This is a genomic window from Streptomyces sp. NPDC086777, assembly GCF_040702065.1.
Taxonomy (GTDB): domain Bacteria; phylum Actinomycetota; class Actinomycetes; order Streptomycetales; family Streptomycetaceae; genus Streptomyces.
The window spans coordinates 1-19831 of the sequence record NZ_JBFBJI010000015.1 but is presented as its reverse complement, the minus strand read 5'-3'; the positions used below and the strand labels follow the sequence as shown (position 1 = coordinate 19831).

Annotated in this window: 14 protein-coding genes and 1 pseudogene; 9 read left to right on the top strand and 6 right to left on the bottom strand. The window is 72.3% G+C overall.

Annotation, left to right across the window (positions count from 1 at the left end; genetic code table 11):
• Positions 1-32: 32 nt before the first annotated feature.
• Positions 33-488: pseudogene (locus AB0472_RS21715) on the bottom strand (extradiol ring-cleavage dioxygenase); the annotation flags it as partial.
• 401 nt (positions 489-889) lie between these two features.
• Here AB0472_RS21715 and AB0472_RS21710 point away from each other — a divergent pair.
• The 4 genes from AB0472_RS21710 (at position 890) to AB0472_RS21695 (ending at position 8010) form a co-directional block, all read left to right on the top strand.
• Positions 890-2086, top strand: a complete 1197-nt coding sequence (locus AB0472_RS21710; RefSeq protein ID WP_366358115.1) for an EfeM/EfeO family lipoprotein — start codon at positions 890-892, stop codon at positions 2084-2086.
• On the top strand, positions 2083-3315 hold the full coding sequence (gene efeB / locus AB0472_RS21705) for an iron uptake transporter deferrochelatase/peroxidase subunit (RefSeq protein WP_366358114.1): 1233 nt from the start codon (positions 2083-2085) through the stop codon (positions 3313-3315). Before AB0472_RS21710 ends, efeB begins: the two co-directional genes overlap by 4 nt.
• A gap of 213 nt (positions 3316-3528) precedes the next feature.
• Complete coding sequence (locus AB0472_RS21700; protein WP_366358113.1) at positions 3529-5334, top strand: alkaline phosphatase family protein; 1806 nt, start codon at positions 3529-3531, stop codon at positions 5332-5334.
• 303 nt (positions 5335-5637) lie between these two features.
• On the top strand, positions 5638-8010 hold the full coding sequence (locus AB0472_RS21695) for a SpoIIE family protein phosphatase (protein WP_366358112.1): 2373 nt from the start codon (positions 5638-5640) through the stop codon (positions 8008-8010).
• A gap of 14 nt (positions 8011-8024) precedes the next feature.
• Here AB0472_RS21695 and AB0472_RS21690 read toward each other — a convergent pair whose 3' ends face one another.
• The 4 genes from AB0472_RS21690 to AB0472_RS21675 form a co-directional block, all read right to left on the bottom strand.
• Positions 8025-8684 carry a TMEM175 family protein gene (locus AB0472_RS21690; protein ID WP_366358111.1) on the bottom strand — a complete coding sequence of 220 codons (660 nt, stop codon included), beginning with the start codon at positions 8682-8684 and terminating at the stop codon, positions 8025-8027.
• 134 nt (positions 8685-8818) lie between these two features.
• Positions 8819-10657: a M1 family aminopeptidase gene (locus tag AB0472_RS21685; RefSeq protein ID WP_366358110.1), complete on the bottom strand. Its 1839-nt coding sequence runs from the start codon at positions 10655-10657 to the stop codon at positions 8819-8821.
• Between the two features lie 351 nt (positions 10658-11008).
• Entirely contained in the window at positions 11009-13195 is a 2187-nt protein-coding gene (gene katG / locus AB0472_RS21680; protein WP_366358109.1) for a catalase/peroxidase HPI, read from the bottom strand.
• 56 nt (positions 13196-13251) lie between these two features.
• Positions 13252-13689, bottom strand: coding sequence for a Fur family transcriptional regulator (locus AB0472_RS21675; protein ID WP_366358108.1), 438 nt, complete (start codon positions 13687-13689; stop codon positions 13252-13254).
• 222 nt (positions 13690-13911) lie between these two features.
• On the opposite strand from AB0472_RS21675, the gene AB0472_RS21670 reads away from it, so the two are divergent.
• From AB0472_RS21670 to AB0472_RS21650, 5 genes are all read left to right on the top strand, one after another.
• Positions 13912-14274 (top strand): sortase-dependent protein, encoded by a 363-nt coding sequence (locus tag AB0472_RS21670; protein WP_366358107.1) that lies wholly within the window; start codon positions 13912-13914, stop codon positions 14272-14274.
• A complete protein-coding gene (locus tag AB0472_RS21665) occupies positions 14271-14897 on the top strand; it encodes a class F sortase (RefSeq protein WP_366358106.1) in 627 nt (208 codons plus the stop codon). The genes AB0472_RS21670 and AB0472_RS21665 overlap by 4 nt, the downstream gene beginning before the upstream one ends.
• A 97-nt stretch (positions 14898-14994) precedes the next feature.
• Positions 14995-15486, top strand: a complete 492-nt coding sequence (locus AB0472_RS21660; protein WP_366358105.1) for an RNA polymerase sigma factor — start codon at positions 14995-14997, stop codon at positions 15484-15486.
• Positions 15470-15961, top strand: a complete 492-nt coding sequence (locus AB0472_RS21655; RefSeq protein WP_366358104.1) for a hypothetical protein — start codon at positions 15470-15472, stop codon at positions 15959-15961. Before AB0472_RS21660 ends, AB0472_RS21655 begins: the two co-directional genes overlap by 17 nt.
• Positions 15962-16314: 353 nt before the next feature.
• Positions 16315-17433 (top strand): acyltransferase, encoded by a 1119-nt coding sequence (locus AB0472_RS21650; RefSeq protein WP_366358103.1) that lies wholly within the window; start codon positions 16315-16317, stop codon positions 17431-17433.
• Between the two features lie 34 nt (positions 17434-17467).
• Here the strand turns inward: AB0472_RS21650 and AB0472_RS21645 are convergent, their stop codons facing one another.
• On the bottom strand, positions 17468-19600 hold the full coding sequence (locus AB0472_RS21645; RefSeq protein ID WP_366358102.1) for a discoidin domain-containing protein: 2133 nt from the start codon (positions 19598-19600) through the stop codon (positions 17468-17470).
• Positions 19601-19831 lie beyond the last annotated feature (231 nt).

Sequence of the window (19831 nt, the reverse complement as noted above, 5' to 3'; positions counted from 1 at the left end):
CCTCGGCCGGGCCGCCTCGCCGGCGGTCGGCGTCAGTCGTCGGGGATGCCGGCTCCGCTCGGCGCGGGGACGGTCTTCTCCGGGTGGAGCAGGGAGCGGGCGCCGCAGCGGAACTGGTCGAGCCTGTCGAGGACGGTCCGGCCGACCGGGGTGTGGCCCCAGACGCTGATGCCCTGGTGGGTGCCGGGTTCCCCGGTGGACTCGACGATGACGATCGGCTTCCAGCCGGCCTCCCGCTCGAAGCCGGACGGGGTACGGGCGTGGTAGGAGAGTTCCTTGTCGTCGGTGTGCTGCCCGACGGACAGGGCCATGTCCAAGCCGAGTTCGTGGACCCGCTGGTAGCCGCGGGCCAGGTCGTCGAGGCACTCGCACTGGATGGTGAGGTGCTGGACGCGGGTGCGGACGGGGTCGACCGGCAGACCGCGGACACCGGCCACGGCGATGGTGTGGTGGCGTTCGTCGACCCGCAGGAAGCGGATCCTCGCCTTCGCCCGGCCCGGCCACGTCCTGTCCGGCAGCGACCGGCCGTTCGCACCCGCCGCGGCCGGCCAGCACTTCGCCAACGGACTGGACAGCGGTGTCGACCCCGGCACGCGCGCGGCCGTGGACCGCGGCAACGCCGAGGCCCTCTTCCCGCGCCTGGCGGGCGCCCCGCCCCGGCGCCCGCCGCGGTTCCGCTCCCGGCACGGCTGCGGCAGTCCGTGCGGCCGGCCGGGGCCCGCGCCTTCTTCCGGCTGGTCCAGCCCGGTTCCGACCGAGCGGCTCCGCCGGAGGTCGGGTGAACCGGCAGGGAACTCTTGGTCATGGCTTTCCCTGGACGGCCGTTCGAGTACCAAGGGCTGCCTAACATGAGGCGATCACGAACGGTACGAACCCCCGGGAGCTCGGGATGGTGTTGTCCGGCCCCAACTGGAGGTCGTTGCGTCCCTGGACGGTCGTCGGCGTCGCGGTCGTCTGCCTGGTGGCCGGAGTGCTGGCGTTCACGCGCGACTCACGCCCCGCGCACGCCGACCCGGCCGCGCTGCCGCACACCGCGGTCGAGGTGTCCGCCAGCCGCTGCGGCCGGGGGTGGCGCGCGCCGGTGTCCGGTCTCCAGGTCTTCGACCTGCACAACCCGACCGACGGGGCCGCCGAGGTCTTCCTGGAGAACCCGAGGAGCCAGGCCGTGTACGGCGAGGTCGAGGACATCGGGCCCGGTACGACCCGGGAGCTGACCGTCCGGCTCGGCAAGGGCGCGTACGCGTTCAAGTGCGTGCCCGACGACGCCGACGCGGTCACCGGGCCGACCGTCCGGATCGCCAGGGGCAGCAGCGGCCCGGCCGCGGCCCCGGTCACCGAGCACGACCTGATCCCGCCGGCGCTCGCCTACCAGACGTGGGTCGGCGGCGGCCTGTCCGGCGTCGTACGGCTGACCACCGCCCTGCGCGACGCGATCGACCGCGGCGACCTGGCCGGCGCCCGCACGGCCTGGCTGCCCGCGCATCTGGAGTACGAGCGGCTGGGCGCGGCGTACGACGCCTTCGGCGACGCCGACGGCGCGATCAACGGCACCGACGCGGGACTGCCCGGCGGGGTGCACGACAAGGACTTCACCGGCTTCCACCGGATCGAGTACGGCCTGTGGCACGGCGAGTCGGCCACGGACCTGCGCGGCCCGGCCGCGGACCTGGTGAAGGCGGTCACCACGCTGCGCGACGACTGGGCGCAGACCCGGATGGAACCCGCCCAGCTGGGGCTGCGGGCGCACGAGATCCTGGAGAACACGGTGCAGTTCGAGCTGACCGGCCGTACCGACTACGGCAGCGGCAGCAACCTCGCCACCGCCCGCGCCAACCTGGACGGCACCGTTCAGGTCCTGTCCCGGCTGCACCCCCTGCTGGCCGGCCGGTACCCGGACCTGGCCGGTCTGGAGAGCGAGCTGCAGCGGGCCGGGACGGTGCTCGACGGCTTCCGGCACGGCGGCACCTGGACGCCGCCGGCGAAGCTCGGTCACCGGCAGCGCGAGGACGTCGACGCGGTCCTCGGCGACCTGGTGGAGCGGCTGGCGTCGGTGGCCACCCTGTGCGATCCGCGGAGGACGGTATGAGCGCGAACGAGACGGCCGGCAAGGGCGCGGTGGGCCGCCGCGGGTTCCTGCGCGGCGCGGCCCTCGCGGGGGCCGGGCTGGCCGCCGGCGGCGCGGCCGCCCCCGGCACGGACGCCACCGCCCCCGGCCCGATCGCCCCCTTCCACGGCGCCCGCCAGCAGGCGGCGATCGCCGCGCCCCGCCGGACGACCGTGTTCGCCTCCTTCGACGTCACCGCCGAAAGCCGCGCCGAGCTGACCGAGCTGCTGCGCACGCTCACCGACCGCGCCCGCTTCCTGACCTCGGGCGGCACCCCGGACCCGGCCGGGATCACCGCCCCGCCCGCCGACTCGGGTGTCCTCGGCGGACGACTCCCGTCCGGTGCGCTCGCGGTGACCGTCGGCCTCGGTGCCTCGCTCTTCGACCACCGCTACGGGCTCTGGAACCTGAGACCGCGTCGGCTGACGACGATGCCGGCGTTCCCGGACGACGACCTGCGCCCCGAGTGGTGCCATGGCGACCTCAGTCTGCAGTTGCACGCGGACGACACGGACACCGTGCTGCACGCCCTGCGCGACATGGCCCGGCACACCCGGGGTGGTATGCAGGTCCGCTGGCGGCTGGACGGCTTCACCAGCCCGCCCCGCCCGTCCGGCACCCCGCGCAACCTGCTGGGCTTCAAGGACGGCACCGCCAACCCGGAGACCGGCAGCGCCCGGGAGATGGACCGGCTGGTGTGGGTCGGCAAGGACTCCGGCGAACCGGAGTGGGCGGTGGGCGGCAGCTACCAGGTGGTACGGCTGATCCGGATGCTGGTGGAGTTCTGGGACCGGGTCTCGCTCAGCGAGCAGGAACGGATGTTCGGCCGCTCGCGCGAGTCCGGGGCCCCCCTGGACGGCGACGCCGAGCACGACACGCCCGACTACGCCGACGACCCCAAGGGCGACGTCATCCCGCTGGACGCGCACATCCGGCTGGCCAACCCGCGCACCCCGGCCACCGCCGACCAACGCCTCCTGCGCCGCGCCTACAACTACGACCGGGGCATGGACAGCAACGGCAACCTCGACATGGGGCTGCTGTTCTGCTGCTACCAGCAGGACCTGGCCCGGCAGTTCGAGACCGTGCAGAGGCGGCTGGCCGGGGAACCGCTGGTCGACTACATCTCGCCGTTCGGCGGCGGCTACTTCTTCGCCCTGCCCGGGGTGCGGGACCGCAGCGACTGGTACGGACGCGCCCTGCTGACCTGAGCCTGTCCGAACAACTTCGGCGCATTTCCGTAGCCCAGACGGTCAACACACAGTCAAGATTTGCCCCAGCATCCCTGACCCGGTGTTCACTCACCCGCCATCATGGCTCCGCCGGAGCGCCGGGAAGCGGGCGAAGCATCCCTGCCTGTACGACGCAGTGACGTTCATGCCCGGAGGGGAACCAGCATGGCCAGCACAGGAAGACGAACGGCGATGAGGAGTCTCGGGGCCCTCGCGGGGGCCGCCGCGCTCACGGTCCTCGGGGGCACCGCGCCCAGCTGGGCCGCCGTACCCGCCGGACACGGCGGCGGGTCGTCGACCGCGACCCCGATCAAGCACGTGGTCGTGCTGTTCGACGAGAACATCTCCTTCGACCACTACTTCGCCACCTACCCGAAGGCCGCGAACACCGACGGCACGAAGTTCACGGCGTCGAAGAGCACCCCGAAGGACGTCGACACCGTCGCGCACGCCGGGCTGCTGACGAAGAACCCGAACCAGTACGCGCCCAAGCGGCTCACCCCGGCGCAGGCGATGACCTGCGACCAGAACCACTCCTACGGGCCCGAGCAGCTGGCCTACGACGGCGGCAAGGCCGACCAGTTCGTGCAGAACACCGAGGTCGACAAGTGCAGCGGCGGCCTGTTCGGCGAGCCGGGCCTGGTGATGGACTACTACGACGGCAACACCGTCACCGGTCTGTGGAACTACGCCCAGCAGTACACCCTCAACGACCGCTCGTACAGCTCGGTCTACGGCCCGTCCACGCCCGGCGCGCTCAACCTGGCCTCGGGTCAGACGCACGGCGCGGTCTCGGTGGACCCGGTCACCGGAAAGCAGACGTCGACGCCCGACTCGTACGCCATCGCGTCCCCGAACGCGAAGGGCGTCGGCACGGTCATCAACGACCCCGACCCGGCCTACGACGACTGCTCCGACAAGGACCACACCAGCACCAGCGCGCTGGCGGCGCTCCAGGGCAGGAACATCGGTGACCTGCTCAACACCAAGCACGTGACGTGGGGCTGGTTCCAGGGCGGCTTCCGCCCGTCCACGGCCTACACCGGCACGTCCGGCTCCTACGCCAAGTGCGACACCACGCACACCAACGTCGGCGGCGCCTCCGTGGTCGACTACAGCCCGCACCACAACCCGTTCTCCTACTACAAATCGACGTCCAACCCGCACCACCTGGCGCCGAAGAACGTCACCGAGATCGGTCACAACGGCCAGGCCAACCACAACTACGACCTGACCGACTTCACCGCGGTCGCCAAGGCGGGCAAGCTGCCGGCCGTCAGCTTCCTCAAGGCCGGTGCGTACCAGGACGGCCACGCCGGCTACTCCGACCCGACCGACGAGCAGCACTTCCTCGTCAACGAGATCAACACCATCCAGAGCTCGCCGCAGTGGAAGTCCACCGCGATCGTCGTCGCCTACGACGACTCCGACGGCTGGTACGACCACGCCTACGCCAAGCCCCGCAACGGTTCCAAGGACACCACGGTCGGCTCCAACGGCAAGGCCCTCGACAGCGCCGCCTGCCAGGCCGGCCCGGCCGCGTCCGGTGGCTACGCCGACCGCTGCGGCCCCGGCACCCGGCAGCCGCTGCTGGTCATCTCGCCCTACAGCAAGGTGAACAAGGTCGACCACACCCGGACCGACCAGTCCTCGATCACCCGCTTCATCGAGGACAACTGGCACACCGGCCGCGTCGGTGACCACTCCTTCGACGCCACCGCGGGCTCGCTGACGAACATGTTCGACTTCCGGCACCCCAACAACAAGCAGGTGCTGCTGAACCCGGACGGTTCCGTCAAGCACATCGGCCCGATCCGCCACGTCGCCCCGGTGAGCACCCACATCACCCCGGGCCCGGCGATGGTGAACACGGCCGCGACGACCGGCTCCGGCCAGTTCCCGGCCCTTCCGGTCAGCCTCGGCGCGGGCGCCCTGGTGGCCGCCGGCGCCACGGGCACGTACCTGACCCTGCGCCGCAGGCGGCACACGGCCGCCTGACGCAGGCCCCGCCCTGACCCGCTCGGCACGGTCCACCTCCCCGGACCGTGCCGAGCGGCGTTTCCGGCCGGCCTGCGGCGCGGCCCGGGCCGCGCCGGCGACGCCGGTCGCCTCCGGGGAGCCGGGCCGTCCCGGCTGGACCCCGGGATCGCCGCCGGGGGCGTGCGTGACAGGTGACGAGGGTCTGTCCCGCGCCCCGGGCGACCAGGAGCTTCGCGTGGTGCGGCTGCCACGGCCGGCCGTGCGGTTGTCGTCCGTCGTGCGGCACGGGATGCTGAGGGAGCACGGAGGGAAGCGGTGCCCATGGATCGTTTTCCGAACGCGGCCGACGTCGACTTCCACAGTCCTCTGGACCTCACCAAGGCCGCGGCCGCGGTGCTGGACGCCGACGGCCGCATCTCGGGCTGGGGTCCCTCGGCCCAGCGCCTCCTCGGGCATCCGGCCGAGGACGTGCTCGGCCGGCCGGCGGCCCTGCTGCTGGCGACGGATCCGGAACAGCGGCCCTCCTCGCTCTGCACGGCGCACCGGCCCCGCAGCACGGTCCTGGACCTGGCCTGCCGGGACGGGAGTACCCTGCGCGCGGCCGTCACCTTCAGCCCGCTCGCGTCCCAGGGCCCGGCCGCCACCCTCGTCGTCGCGGCGGAGCTGGCGGAGCTGCGCTGCTGGGAGGCGCAGCTGGCCATGCTGCAGGGGCTGGCCACCGAGTCCTCCGTGGGCCTGACGATCTTCGACACGGACATGCGGGTCGTCTGGGGCAACGTCTCCACCGACCTGGAGCTCGCGGGGGTCGCCCAGTACGTCGGCCGTCCGGCGGCGGATCTCTTTCCCGAGGGCGAGTTCATCTCCCGGCACCATCCTCCCGACGAGGACCAGATCATGGAGCACGTGCTCACGACGGGCGAACCGATCATGGGCATGCACTACCGGGGACGGGCCCCCGCCGACCCCGTGCGCGAGCACGTCTGGTCCTGCTCGTACCACCGGCTGGTGGACGCCCGGGGCGAGCCGCTGGGGCTGTTCGAGGAGTCCCTGGACATCACCGACCGCTACCGGGCCCAGGAACGGCTGTCGCTGCTCGTGCGGGCGGGCAAGCGCATCGGCGCCTCGCTGGACGTCCGCCGCACGGCCGCGGAGCTCGCCGACGTGGCGGTGCCGCAACTGGCGGACGAGGTGCTGGTGGACCTCCCGCCGGCCGTCATCGAGGGCCGGCAGCCGCCGACGGGTTCGGCGCCCGGCCACAGCCTGCTGCGGATGCACGGCCGGACCCCGGAGGAGTTCCGGACCAGTCCCGTCTCCTACCCGCCGTCGTCGCCGCAGGCACTGAGCCTGGCCACCAGCCGCCCCGTCGTCGACGCCGCCCCGCCGGGATCGCCGGACGGGCCGGCCCCGGACGGCCGGCGCTCCAGTCTCTTCGTCCCGCTGCTCGCCCGGGACGCGGTCCTCGGCCTCGCCACCTTCCGGCGCAGCCACAACCCGGACCCCTTCGGGCCCGAGGAGCAGACCCTTGCGGTGGAGCTGACCGAGCGGGCCGCCGTCGGTATCGACAACGCCCGCCGCTACACGAGCCAGCACGCGGCGGCCCTGGTGCTGCAGCGGAGCCTGCTGCCGCAGCACCTGCCCGAGCAGAGCGCGGTCGACGTGGCCTACCGGTACCTGCCCGCCGACAGCCGGGTGGGCGTCGGCGGCGACTGGTTCGACCTGATCCCGCTCTCCGGTGCCAGGGTGGGGCTGACCGTCGGCGACGTGGTCGGCCACGGTGTGCACGCGGCCGCGACCATGGGCAGGCTGCGTGCCACCGTACGGACCCTGGCCCTGCTGGACCTCGACCCGGCGGAGTTGCTGACCCGGCTCGACGGCCTGGTCGCGCAGGACTCCGAACCCCACGCGGACGACGGGCTCGGCGACGAGGCGCTCGGGGTGACCTGCCTGTACGCGATCTACGACCCGGTGAGCGGCCGCTGTGTCTGGGCGAGCGCGGGGCATCCGCCGCCGATCGTGGCCGACGCGACCGGCTCGGTGGCGCTGTCCGCGCTGGCGCCGGGGCCGCCGCTGGGGCTGGGCAGCCTGCCCTACGAGAACGTCGAGCTGAGCCTGTCCAACGGCAGCGTGGTCGCGTTCTTCACCGACGGGGTGGTGGAGGACCGGCGCACCGACATCGACAGCGGCATCGACCGTCTCGCCCATGTGCTCACCTGGCAGCGGTGCCCGCTGGAGGAGCTGTGCGACCGGGCGCTGTCGACGCTGCCGCCGGGGCCGCAGGCGGACGACGCCACCCTGCTGCTGGTCCGCACCCGGCGGCTGGGAGCCGGCCAGGTGGCGGACCTGGAGCTGCCGCCCGACCCGGCGATGGTCGCGCGGGCGCGCACGGACACGGAGCGCCAGCTGGAGACCTGGGGCCTGTCCGACCTGGCGTTCACCGCGGAGCTTGTGGTGAGCGAGCTGGTCACCAACAGCATCCGGTACGCCACCGGGCCCGTGCTGCTGAGGCTGATCAGGGACCGCAGCCTGCTGTGCGAGGTCTCCGACAACGCGCACACGGCACCGCACCTGCGGCGGGCCCGCCGGGACGACGAGGGCGGCCGTGGCCTGTTCCTCGTCGCCCAGATGTCGCAGCGTTGGGGCACGCGCTACACCGGGTCCGGGAAGACCATCTGGGCCGAACTGGCCATCCCCTGACCCGGACCGGCGGCCTAGGGCTGCTGTTCCTCGGCCGTGGCCGGCCCGGACGGTGCCGGCGTCCGGTGCAGGGCGCGGACCGGGATCACCAGCAGCCACCAGTACTTGGCGAGGCCGGGTGACCAGAACGCCAGCGGGATCGAGGTGACGAAGACCAGCACCTGCAGGACGCTGCGGCGGACCGACGTCCGCAGCTCCCCGGGTGCCGTGCCCGGGGCCGCCAGCGACGGGGCGGCCAGCAGCCGCAGGTGCATTGCGCCGAGGAGAACGAGGGACAGCGCGATCGCGCCCGAGTAGCACGCCGTGGCCGCCGCCGTCTCGCCGTACTCGCTGATCAGCCTGGTCGGAAAGGGCAGCGCCGCGACGACCGCGAGCAGGGCGAAGTACAGGTAGAGCAGCCCGCGGTCGACGGTCTCGACCATCCGGAACATGGCGTGCTGGCTCAGCCAGAGCACGCCGATGACGGCGAAGCTCAGCAGGTACGCGCCGATCGCGGGCAGCAACTCCCGCAGGGCGTGCGGGACCTCCGAGTCGTGCAGGCCTTCGGGGACGGTGATGTCGAGGGCGAGCAGGGTGATGGCGATCGCGAAGACGGCGTCGCCGAACATCGCGAGTCGCTCGGGACTCACGGCTATCTCGCTGCGACGCAGGCTGAAAGGGCGGGAGTTGCTCATGTGGAGGACACCAGGGTTCGTCGGCGTGGGGACGACGACAGAGGTATCACACGGCGGTGATCGGACGGAGCGGGAAGGAACCCGGGCCGGTGCCGTGCCCGTCGGGGATGTTCCCCGCCCCGTCCTGTCGGGTGTCAGCCGTCGATGCGGTGCGTGGTCCAGAACGACGTCAGGTCGGTGCTGGTCGCGGCCTGGGCCGCCGCCTTGAACTCGGCGGTGGTCGAGACGCCGTACCAGTGCGAACCGGCATAGCTCTTGAGGAGGTTGGTCATGGCGGTGTCACCGATGAGGCGGCGCAGGTCGTGCAGGGCGCACTTGCCGTAGCCGTAGACGACGGTGGAGTAGCGGGAGGAGTGGGCGTCCCAGTAGGCCATCGAGTTGGTGATCTTCTCGGCCGACGAGGCCCAGGACACGCTGTTCCAGCAGTTGGTGCCGGTCAGCCCCTGTGCCAGGTCGGTGGCGTAGTCGGTGAACGCCTCGTCAAGCCAGGGGCTGTTGTACTCGTCGTCGCCGACGATGCCGTACCACCACTGGTGGCCGATCTCGTGGGTGAGGGCGGTGGTGCTGACGAGGTCGAGGACGAAGCCGGGATACTCCATCCCGCCGAACCAGAAGTTGTTGTCGATGACCGCGTCCAGTTCGCCGTAGGGGTAGGCCCCGAAGCGGCCGGCGTGGGCGTCGACCGCCGACCTGGCGGTGGTGAGCATGGACTGGGCGCTGGAGGAGCTGATGCCCGACACCGAGTAGATGTTGACCGGTACGCCCCCCGGGGAGGTACCGGAGATCTTGGTGAACGGCCCGGCCGCCCAGGCGAAGTCACGGACCTTGGAGGCCGTGGCGGTGGTGACGGTACGGCCGCTGGTGCCGGGGGTGTCGACGGAGGTGCCGGTCGCCGGGACCAGGAGGCTGCTGGGGTGGTCCAGGGTCACCTCGAAGTCGGCGGCGAGGGAGTAGAAGGACTCGCCGTTGTTGGTGTAGGGGTCCAGATGCCAGCCGGAGCCGTCGCGGACCGCGAGGACGGGCAGGGCGTTGCCGATCATGCTGAAGGCGCCGTCGTGGCCGAACCGGTCGGCGCCGCTGGGCACGGTGATGCCCAGGTCGAAGCCGATCGTGGTGCTCTGGCCCTGCGCCAGCGGTGCCGGCAGGGCGACCTCCAAGGCCGTGCAGGCGACCGAGAGGGCGCCTGCGGTGCCGCCGGTGACGTTGCTGACGGTGATCGGCGGGGCCGAGCAGGTGCCGTGGTAGTTGTCCCACAGCCTGAGGTAGATCTCGCTGAGCGCGGTCGCGGAGGCGTTGGTGAAGGTCACGCTCTCGTGGCCGGTCCAGCCGGTGCCGGCGGAGTTGCTGGTCAGGCTGACGGTGTACGACGGCGACGCCGGGGTGCGGGTGGTGTCGCCCGGGGTGGTGGCGGCGGAGGTGTCGAGGGCGACGTCGTCGACGACGAAGCTGGTCTGGAGGCTGGAGTCCTCGGTGCCGGTGAAGGCGACGGACACGGTCTGGCCGGCGAAGGCGGACACGTCGAACGACTTCTTCACGTACCCGGTGTTCTTGTCCAGGTTGGACCAGGTCGCCAGCGTGGTGCTGCCGATCTTCGCCGTGAGTTTGTCGTACGCCGTGGACGAGGTGGTCTCGGCGGTGTCGACGTGCAGCCAGAAGGAGAGCGTCGCGGCGCATCCGGAGGGGATGCTGACGCTCTGCGAGAGGGTGTCGGTGTGGGTGGAGCCGGTGCCGTCCAGCCAGGCGAAGCTCGCGCCGCCGTGGGCGGACTGGCCGGAGCGGCTGGTGATCACGCTGGTCGAGGACTGGGTCCAGGGTGACGTGCCGCTCTCGAAGCCGCCGTTGGCGACGACCTGGGCCGGGGTGCAGGCCGCCTGGTCGGCGGCCGACGCCGTGCTGCCGGGGAGCAGGGCCGCGGCGAGCGCCGCGACGGCCAGCGCGCTGGTGGCGAAGGCCTTGTGGGGGGTCGATCTCACACGAAACTCCTTTGCGGAGGCCGGGATCCTGGCCTGCTGAGTGGCCGCCGGTCCGGCTGGGGTGCGCCGGTGGCGGCCTCACGCGTTGCGAAGTGGTGCGAGTCGGAAGCCTGACAGATTTGACCAGTCCATGTCACTAAGGGGTTACCCTCGCGTCAGGAATGGTCCGCCAGTTGGTCGAGCAGCCGGTTGATCAGGCGGTCGGCGGAAGCCGCGAAGACGGCGATGCCCGGGCCGGCTCACGGGGAGCCGGCCCGGGCATCGGGCCACGACCGGTCGGACCACGGTCCGTCAGACCGCCGTCGGTCTGACCGCTGTCCGTCTGACCGCTGTCCGTCTGACCGCTGTCGGTCAGACCAGGTCGAACCGGTCCGCGTCGGCGACCTTCGTCCAGGCGGCGACGAAGTCCTTCACGAACTTCTCCTTGGCGTCGTCGCTCGCGTAGACCTCGGCGACGGCGCGCAGCTCGGAGTTGGAGCCGAAGACCAGGTCGGCACGGGTGCCGGTCCACTTGACCGCGCCGCTCGCGTCGCGGCCCTCGAAGGTGGACTGGTCCTCGGAGGTGGACTTCCAGGTCGTGCCCATGTCGAGCAGGTTGACGAAGAAGTCGTTGGTCAGCACGCCCGGCGTCTCGGTGAGGACGCCGTGCTTCGAGCCGCCCTGGTTGGCGCCGAGGACGCGCAGGCCGCCGACGAGGACGGCCAGCTCGGGAGCGCTGAGGCCGAGCAGGTTGGCACGGTCCAGGAGCAGGTACTCGGCGGGCAGGCGGTTGCCCTTGCCGAGGTAGTTGCGGAAGCCGTCCGAAGTCGGCTCCAGGGCCGCGAAGGACTCGGCGTCCGTGTGCTCCTCGGTCGCGTCGACCCGGCCCGGGGTGAACGGCACCTCGATGTCGACGCCGCCGTCCTTGGCGGCCTTCTCCACCGCGGCGGCACCGCCGAGGACGATCAGGTCGGCCAGGGAGACCTTCTTGGCGCCGGTGTTGAAGTCGCGCTGGACGCCCTCCAGGACGCGCAGCACCTGGGCGAGCTGGTCGGGGTCGTTGGCCTCCCAGCCGCGCTGCGGCTCCAGCCGGATGCGGGCACCGTTGGCGCCGCCGCGCTTGTCGCTGCCGCGGTACGTCGAGGCCGACGCCCAGGCGGTGGAGACCAGCTGCGAGACCGTGAGGCCGGAGTCGAGGAGCTTGGCCTTCAGGGCCGCGACGTCGGCGGCGTCGATGGCCTCGCCCTCGGCCTGCGGCAGCGGGTCCTGCCAGATCAGCGTCTCCGCCGGGACCTCCGGGCCGAGGTACAGGGACTTCGGGCCCATGTCACGGTGGGTCAGCTTGAACCAGGCGCGGGCGAAGGCGTCCGCGAACTGGTCGGGGTTCTCGTGGAAGCGGCGCGAGATCGGCTCGTAGATCGGGTCGAAGCGCAGCGACAGGTCGGTGGTGAGCATCGTCGGGAGCTTCTTCTTCGACGCGTCGTGCGCGTCGGGAATGATCGCCTCGGCGTCCTTGGCCACCCACTGCTTGGCGCCGGCCGGGGACTCGGTCAGCTCCCACTCGTAGCCGAAGAGGATGTCGAAGAAGTCGTTGCTCCACCGGGTCGGCTTGGTGGTCCAGGTGACCTCGAGGCCGCTGGTGATGGCGTCGCCGCCCTTGCCGGTGCCGTAGGTGCTCTTCCAGCCGAGGCCCTGCTGCTCCATCGGCGCGCCCTCGGGCTCGGCGCCCACGTTCTCCGCAGGGCCGGCGCCGTGCGTCTTGCCGAAGGTGTGGCCGCCGGCGATGAGGGCGACGGTCTCCTCGTCGTTCATCGCCATCCGGCGGAAGGTCTCACGGATGTCGCGGGCCGCGGCGATCGGGTCCGGGTTGCCGTTGGGGCCCTCGGGGTTGACGTAGATGAGGCCCATCTGGACGGCGCCGAGCGGGCTCTCCAGGTCGCGGTCACCGGTGTAGCGCTGGTCGTCGAGCCAGACCTTCTCGGGACCCCAGTAGACGTCGTCCTCCGGCTCCCAGACGTCCACGCGGCCGCCGCCGAAGCCGAAGGTCTCGAAGCCCATCGACTCCAGAGCCACGTTGCCGGTGAGGATCATCAGGTCGGCCCAGGAGATGGCCTGGCCGTACTTCTTCTTGACCGGCCACAGCAGCCGGCGCGCCTTGTCCAGGTTGCCGTTGTCCGGCCAGCTGTTGAGCGGGGCGAAGCGCTGCTGGCCGGCGCCGGCGCCACCGCGGCCGTCGGAGATGCGGTAGGTGCCCGCGCTGTGCCAGGCCATCCGGATCATCAGCGGGCCGTAGTTGCCGAAGTCGGCCGGCCACCAGTCCTGGGAGGTGGTGAGCACCTCGGCGATGTCACGTTTCACGGCCGCGAGGTCGAGGTTCTGGAACGCCTCGGCGTAGTCGAAACCCTCGTCGAGGGGGTTCGCGACGGCAGGGTTCTTGGCAAGGATCTTCAGGTTGAGCCCCTCGGGCCACCACTGACGGTTGCCGCCGCCCTGGGTGGGGTGCGGTGCGCGGTCGTGCGCGACCGGGCACTTGCCCGCGTTCTCCTGGGCCTCAGACATGGGGGAAATCCTTCCGGAAGGGGCGGATCGACTTACTCGTGGACTGCTGGACGTACTCAGGAACTGCTGACGGTGGAACAGGCGGGGCACAGGCCCCAGTAGATGACCTCGGCCTCGTCGATCGCGAAGCCGTGGCCGTCCGAAGCGGTCAGGCACGGGGCGTCGCCGACCGCACAGTCGACGTCGGCGACGGCACCGCACGACCGGCACAGGACGTGGTGGTGGTTGTCGCCCACACGCCCCTCGAAGCGGGCCGGACTGCCGGCCGGCTCGATACGGCGTATGAGTCGTGCCGTGGTGAGCGCGTGCAGCGCGTCGTACACGGCTTGAAGCGATATGTGACCGACCCGCTCGCGGACACCCGAGGCGATCGCCTCGACGTCCAGGTGGTCGCCGTGGCGGACGGTCTCCAGCAGCGCGACGCGGGCGGCCGTCACCCGCAGGCCGGCACCGCGCAGCTCGTCGGCGGTCGTCGGGGGCTGGGAGGCGGTCATGGCGACAACCTATCGCCATAAACACGAGCGATTCAAGAAAACAAACCACTCAAGTCTGGTGGCGAACCGGCCAACGCCCGCCCCCACCCCGCCACCGGCCTCATCGGGCGCCGGCGACTTTGCCAGTTCTTTACAACCCGCCCCGGTGCCCGGTCGTCTCTCCGCTCGATCCGTAACCCAGCCCGCCCCGATCTCGGCGGGCCGACGAAAGAGAGCGTCCTCATGCGCCGAACTGTCCTGAGCGCCACGGCACTCGCCTGCACCGCCGTCCTGGCGGGCACGGTGCCCGCGTTCGCCGACGGCACCTCCCCGCGCCCCGTCCCCACCGTGGCCCCGTCCACCGCGGCCTCCCCCGCCCAGTCCGAGGCGCCGTCCGCCGCGCCGTCCCGGGTCGCGACCCCCGCGCCGGCGCGGGACTCCCGCCAGGTCTCGGCGGTGCCGCAGGGCGCGCCCGACACCGGTGTGACGGCGCCGTCCTCCGGCTCAGGCTCCGAGAGCGCGCTGATCGGCGGCGGCGCGGCGGCCGTGCTCGCCGCGGGCGCGACGGTGTTCGCCGTCCGCCGCCGCCGGGCGACCGGGGCATGACCCCCCTCTCCAGGCGCACCTTGGTCACCGCCGCGGCGGCCTCGCTGCTGGCGGGCTGCGCGGGCCGGGCACCGGACCGGACGGCCCCGGCCGCCCGGCGACGGCCGGACTCCTCGCCGCCCCCGGCCACGACCACGGCCGCCTCCGGCACGCCCACCGCACTGGGCCGGTCCACGCCGGTCCGGCTGCGCATCCCGGCGATCGGTGTCGACACCCCGCTGCTGCGGCTCGGCCTCGCGGCCGACGGCACGGTGCAGGTGCCGCCGGTCACCGCGCACGACCGGGCGGGCTGGTACCGGTACTCCCCCACCCCGGGGCAGACCGGTCCGTCGGTGATCCTCGGCCATGTCACGGTCGGCGCCTACGGCGACGGGGTGTTCCGCCGGCTCGCGGAGCTGCGCCGGGGCGAGCAGGCCGTGGCGCGCCTGGAGAACGGCAGGTCGGCGGTGTTCACCGTGGACAAGGTGCGTACGGTCGCCAAGGCCACGTTCCCGACCGGGGAGGTGTACGGGGACGTCGACCGCCCGGAGCTGCGGCTGATCACCTGCGGCGGTCCGCGCGGCGGCGACGGCTACCTCGACAACGTGATCGTCTTCGCCACGCTGACCGGCACGACCGCCTGACCCGGCGCAACGGATGCGGGACCCGTGGAACGTAGGCCACCGGTCCCGCATCCTCCCGGACGAGTCAGACCCGCTCCCCCCACGCCCCTGGAGAACGTTGAAACGGTCCCGTGACACGGCGGCCTCCGAGCTGTTCGCCGCCCTGTACCCGCGCCTGGCCGGCTGGTGCCGCCGCCTGGTCGACGACGACGAGACGGCGCACGAGATCGCCTCGGAGGCCTTCACCCGGCTGTGGGCCCGGTGGACGAGGGTGGAGGAGCCGCGCGGCTTCCTCTACGTCACCGCGGCCAATCTGGTCCGGGACCACTGGCGCAGACTGGAGCGCGAGCGCCGCGCGGTGCGCCGGGCCGGCACGGAGGCCGCGATCCGCCCGCACGCCGAACCGGCGGATCCGTCGGTACGTCTGCTGGTGCAGTCGCTGCCCGAGCGGCTGCGGGTCCCGATCCTGCTGCACTACTACGCTGACATGCCGATCCGGGAGGTGTCCGAGCTGACCGGGCGCAAGGAAGGAACCGTCAAGGCCGATCTGCACGCGGCCCGAGAACTGCTCCGCGGTCACCTGAGGAGAAGCCTTGACCACACGCTTTGACGACGAGCCCGAGTTCGACGGCCCCGACGACCCCCTGGCGGTCATCCTCCGGCCCCCGGCCGCCCACCTCGGTCCGCCGCCTGGCCGCTACGAGGAGATCCGGCGCGCCGCGGGCCGGCGCCGGCTGGTCCGCGCGGCGGCCGGTGCCGGGGTGACCTGTGCCGTCGCCGCCTGCGTCGCCCTGTCGCTGCACCTGACGCCCCCCGCGGCGCCCGCCGCCCCCCAGGTGCCTCTGGCACCGCCGGCCGCCCCCGCCGCCCCGCACCGCCACTCGGGATCGCCGACGCCGGCCACGCCCGGTCCACGTCCCAGCGTGACGCCGACGCAACGGGAGACCACACGGGCTCCCGGCCGGAGACCGTCGGCCACTCAGTCCACCGCCCCGTCCACCACCCCCTCCACCGCCCGGTCCCCGGTCCGGGACCTGCCGTCCGAGGACCGGCCGAGCGCCGCCGCCAGGACGGCCGGTCGCTGAGCTGTCCGCGGGAAGGGCCGCGTCAGGTCGTGGGCCGACTGCGGCGCCGTCGTGGCGTCGCAGTCGGCCAACGACGGCGGCGCCGTCGTGGCGTCGCCGAACCGCGCCGTCAACACGGCGGCGGCCGGTGTCATCCGTTTGTGACCTCGCCTTCCGGCGTGGCGCCGCTCCCCAAAGGCGCGGGTCAAGGCGCCACTCCGGCGGGTGCGGGGCGCGGCGGGAGTGACGGCCCGGATGGCCGAGGATGCGCCTCGGCGTTGGTGTGATGTTTTGTACGAGGCCGGAATGAAAGGTGTGGAACGGGCAACGCTCCGTTTCATGCTCCACGCGCGAACCCTCCGGCAGGTGACTCGATGACGACGGCGACCCAGGCCCCTCCGACCGCTCCGGCCGCCGCGCCACCCGCCCGCCCCCTGCCGTCCACCCCCGCCCCCTCGCTGCCCTCCCTGACCGGGCTGAGATGGATGGCCGCGCTGCTGGTGTTCGGGCTGCACGTGCACAACTTCCGCTATTTCGGCGGCACGGGGGGCCGCATCGTGTCCTGGGGGTTCGAGGCCGGCGCCTCGGGGGTGTCGTTCTTCTTCATCCTGTCCGGGTTCGTCCTGATGTGGTCGGCGCGGCCGGGTGACCGGGCGACGCGCTTCTGGTGGCGGCGGGTCGCCCGGATCTACCCGGTGCACCTGGTCACCGTCGTCCTCGCGCTGGTCATGCTGTGCACGCTGCCCCGCCAGCCGAGGCCGACCCCGCTGCAGGCCCTGGCCGACGTGTTCCTGGTGCACTCCTGGTGGCGGCCGTGGTGGCAGACGCTGGACCCGGTCAGCTGGTCGCTGGCCTGCGAGGCCTTCTTCTACGCCGCTTTCCCGGTGCTGGCGCTGCTGCTGCGCCGCCTGGGCGGGCGGGGCGCCACGGCCCTGGCCGCGCTGGCCGTGCTGACCGTGCTGACGCTGGCCTGGACGGACGCGCACCACTGGTGGGCCCAGCCGATCAGTTCCTTCCCGGCCGCCCGGCTGCCCGAGTTCGTACTGGGCGCGGCCACCGCGCGGCTCGTGCTGCTCGGCCGGTGGCGCGGCCCGGGCCTGGAGGCCTCGCTGGCGCTGGCGGTCATCGGCTACTTCCTGGTCCCGCAGGTCACCGACGAGTACGCGGCCACGGCGTGCACGATCACCGGCTTCGCGCTGCTCATCCCGGCGGCGGCCGTCGCGGACCTGCACGGGCTGCCCTCGCTGTGGCGGCGCCGATGGCTGGTCCGGCTCGGTGAGCTGTCGTTCGCGTTCTACATGGTCCATCTGCTCGTGCTGCGGGCGGGCACCCACCTGCTCGGCACCCGCCCGCGTTTCCACCTGTTCACCGGCGCCGCCGTGGCGGTCGCCGCGTTCACCGTCGCACTGGGCCTGTCCTGGCTCCTCTACGAGGGCGTGGAGCGGCCCGCGCGACGGCTGCTGCTGCGGACGGCACGGCGGCGCACGGCCTAGCCGGACCCGGACCGGCCCGGCCGGACCCCGCCGGCTACGGGAACTGGACCACCTTGGACGGGGTGGTGCTGGTCCCCGAGGTCGGCGATCCGGTGGTGTTGACGACGTGGGCGTACTGCCCCATGCCGCCGAGGGAGATCACCAGCAGGTCGTGCATCCTGATCCCCGAGCCGGTCGGCACCTGGAAGCCGTTGGACTGCACGATCGACGGATCGGCCGTGTAGTTGCAGTAGCTGCCCAGGCCCCACGCCTCGTGGGTGGTCACGGTGTCGGCGACCTTGTAGGCCGCGTATCCGACGACGCCGTCATGCGTGATGGCGGCGGCGTTCGGGGCGTCGTAGGCCTTCTCGTTCTGGAAGAAGATGGTGCGGCCTCTCTCGCCCTGCCAGTAGACGTCGTACTTGTTGAAGTGTTCGACGAACAGACCGGTGGCCAGGACGTCGTTGCCGTTGACTCTGAGGCCGTAGTCGGCGCGGTTGGTGGTCCAGCCGACTCCGCTGCCGTGGTCGGCGCGCCAGAGCCAGGTGTGGTCGATGATCACGTTGTTGCTGTTGACGACCACGGAGTTGGTGGCGAGGCCGGGTCCGGCGCCGCCGATGCGGACGAACACGTCCTGCATGGAGGTGGGGTTGGCGGAGTGGTCGGCGGTGGAGCCGGGGTCGCCGATCCGGAGCAGGGTGTCGGAGTTGACGCTGCCCGCGTCGATGAGGAACCCGGCGAGCTTGACGCCGTCGACGTCGGCGACGTGCATGGCGTCGACGCCGTTGTCCGGGACCAGGGTGGCAAGGCCGAGACCGAGGACCACGGTGTTGGCGCGGGTGACGTTGATGGTCTGGTCCAGGTGGTAGACGCCCGGGGTGAACAGGAGGTTGAGGCCCTGGGCGAGGGCCTGGTTGATGGTGGCGGCGGTGGCGCCGGCCTTGACGACGTAGAACTGGTCCAGCGGGATGGAGGTGCCCGCGTCGGCCGGCCAGGAGACGCCCCGTGCGTTGGTGCGCTTGGCCGGGACGAACACCTTGTACGTGCTGCCGTCCAGGTAGAGGAACGGCTTCTCGCGCGAGACCGGGGTGGTGTCCAGCGTGGTGTAGGAGCCGGTGGCGAAGTCGGTCGCGGGTGCGCCCTGGACGCCGGTGAAGGTCATGTTCCAGACGCCGTTGGTCCAGCCGCCGACCGAGCTGTCGCGGGTGTACCACTGCTGCTGGGAGTACGGGCCGACGGTGCCGTCGATCTTCGAGTCGGCGATGTAGCCGCCGGAGGCCCAGCCGTAGCCGTTCGGGGCGAGGTTGAGACCGCCCTTGACGTGGATGCGGCGGAAGGGGGCCGCCTGAGCCACGGCCCACCGGTCGGTGCCGTTCGACGGCGTGATGGCGAGGTTCTCCGCGGAACGCCAGAAGTTCTGGGTGGCGTTGCCGTTGAACCAGCCGGCGTCGACCGTGACGTCACCGTTGATCTGGGTGTCGTCGGGGTTGAGGCCCAGCCCGGAGATCGAGGTGTAGAAGCCGATCTGGGCGTTGATGCCGTTGTAGGTGCCCGGCTTGAGCAGGAACTGGTAGCGGCCGCTGCCGAACTGGGCCGACTCCTGCTGGGCGAAGACGGAGTCGAACTTCGCCTGGAGGTTGGGCGTGGACGGGTCGACGACGATCACGTTGGGGCCGAGATCGCCGCCGCCCTGGACGGGGGGCGTACCGGTGGTGGTGCCGAAGACCTGGAACTCCCAGAGCGAGTAGCCCCACTGGGTGGCGCGGTGCACGCCCAGCATCCGGACGTAGCGGCCCTGCCCGGAGACGCTGAGGGTGTCGGTGCCACCGTCGCCCCCGGTCACGGACTGCAGGTCGGTCCAGTTGCTGCCGTCCGCGGAGATCTGGACCTTGTAGTCCTTGCCGTAGGCGGTCTCCCAGTTGAGGACCACCTGGCTGACCTGGGCGGTGGCGCCGAGGTCGACCTCGAGCCACTGGTCGTCGGTGAAGGCGGACGACCAGCGGGTGCCGGTGTTGCCGTCCACCGCGTTCCCGGCGGCGGTCCCGGCGTTCTCCTCCGAGGAGGCGGTGGCGGTCTTGCCCTGCGACAGCGGCGCGTCGGCGGCCCGGGCCGTCGGTGCGTGCGCGACGGGGAGGGCGAGCAGCGCTGCCATGGCGGCCAGCGCGACGCCCAGCGATCTCAATCTCATCAGCGGCTCCCTGAAGTGGGCACGGGGCGCACTCGACCGGCGCGCCCCACTGCTTAGTTCAGGTTTTGATTTAAGTGGTGAGGCAACTGCGCGACAACCCTTCGGCGCCGGAATTTTCGTCGGCCACCCCCGCGCGGCGCCCGCGGGGGGGGGGCGGCGGGCGGGGCCCGGGCCCCCGGGCCCCCCGGCGGGGGGGCCGGCGGTGGGGGGGGGGGGGGGGGCGCCGGCGGG

Bases quoted from the DNA above. Each gene is read 5' to 3' on its own strand.
- AB0472_RS21710 (WP_366358115.1), top strand. From the start codon at position 890: ATGGTGTTGTCCGGCCCCAACTGGAGGTCGTTGCGTCCCTGGACGGTC.
- efeB (WP_366358114.1), top strand. From the start codon at position 2,083: ATGAGCGCGAACGAGACGGCCGGCAAGGGCGCGGTGGGCCGCCGCGGG.
- AB0472_RS21700 (WP_366358113.1), top strand. From the start codon at position 3,529: ATGAGGAGTCTCGGGGCCCTCGCGGGGGCCGCCGCGCTCACGGTCCTC.
- AB0472_RS21695 (WP_366358112.1), top strand. From the start codon at position 5,638: ATGGATCGTTTTCCGAACGCGGCCGACGTCGACTTCCACAGTCCTCTG.
- AB0472_RS21690 (WP_366358111.1), bottom strand. From the start codon at position 8,684: ATGAGCAACTCCCGCCCTTTCAGCCTGCGTCGCAGCGAGATAGCCGTG.
- katG (WP_366358109.1), bottom strand. From the start codon at position 13,195: ATGTCTGAGGCCCAGGAGAACGCGGGCAAGTGCCCGGTCGCGCACGAC.
- AB0472_RS21675 (WP_366358108.1), bottom strand. From the start codon at position 13,689: ATGACCGCCTCCCAGCCCCCGACGACCGCCGACGAGCTGCGCGGTGCC.
- AB0472_RS21670 (WP_366358107.1), top strand. From the start codon at position 13,912: ATGCGCCGAACTGTCCTGAGCGCCACGGCACTCGCCTGCACCGCCGTC.
- AB0472_RS21665 (WP_366358106.1), top strand. From the start codon at position 14,271: ATGACCCCCCTCTCCAGGCGCACCTTGGTCACCGCCGCGGCGGCCTCG.
- AB0472_RS21650 (WP_366358103.1), top strand. From the start codon at position 16,315: ATGACGACGGCGACCCAGGCCCCTCCGACCGCTCCGGCCGCCGCGCCA.
- AB0472_RS21645 (WP_366358102.1), bottom strand. From the start codon at position 19,600: ATGAGATTGAGATCGCTGGGCGTCGCGCTGGCCGCCATGGCAGCGCTG.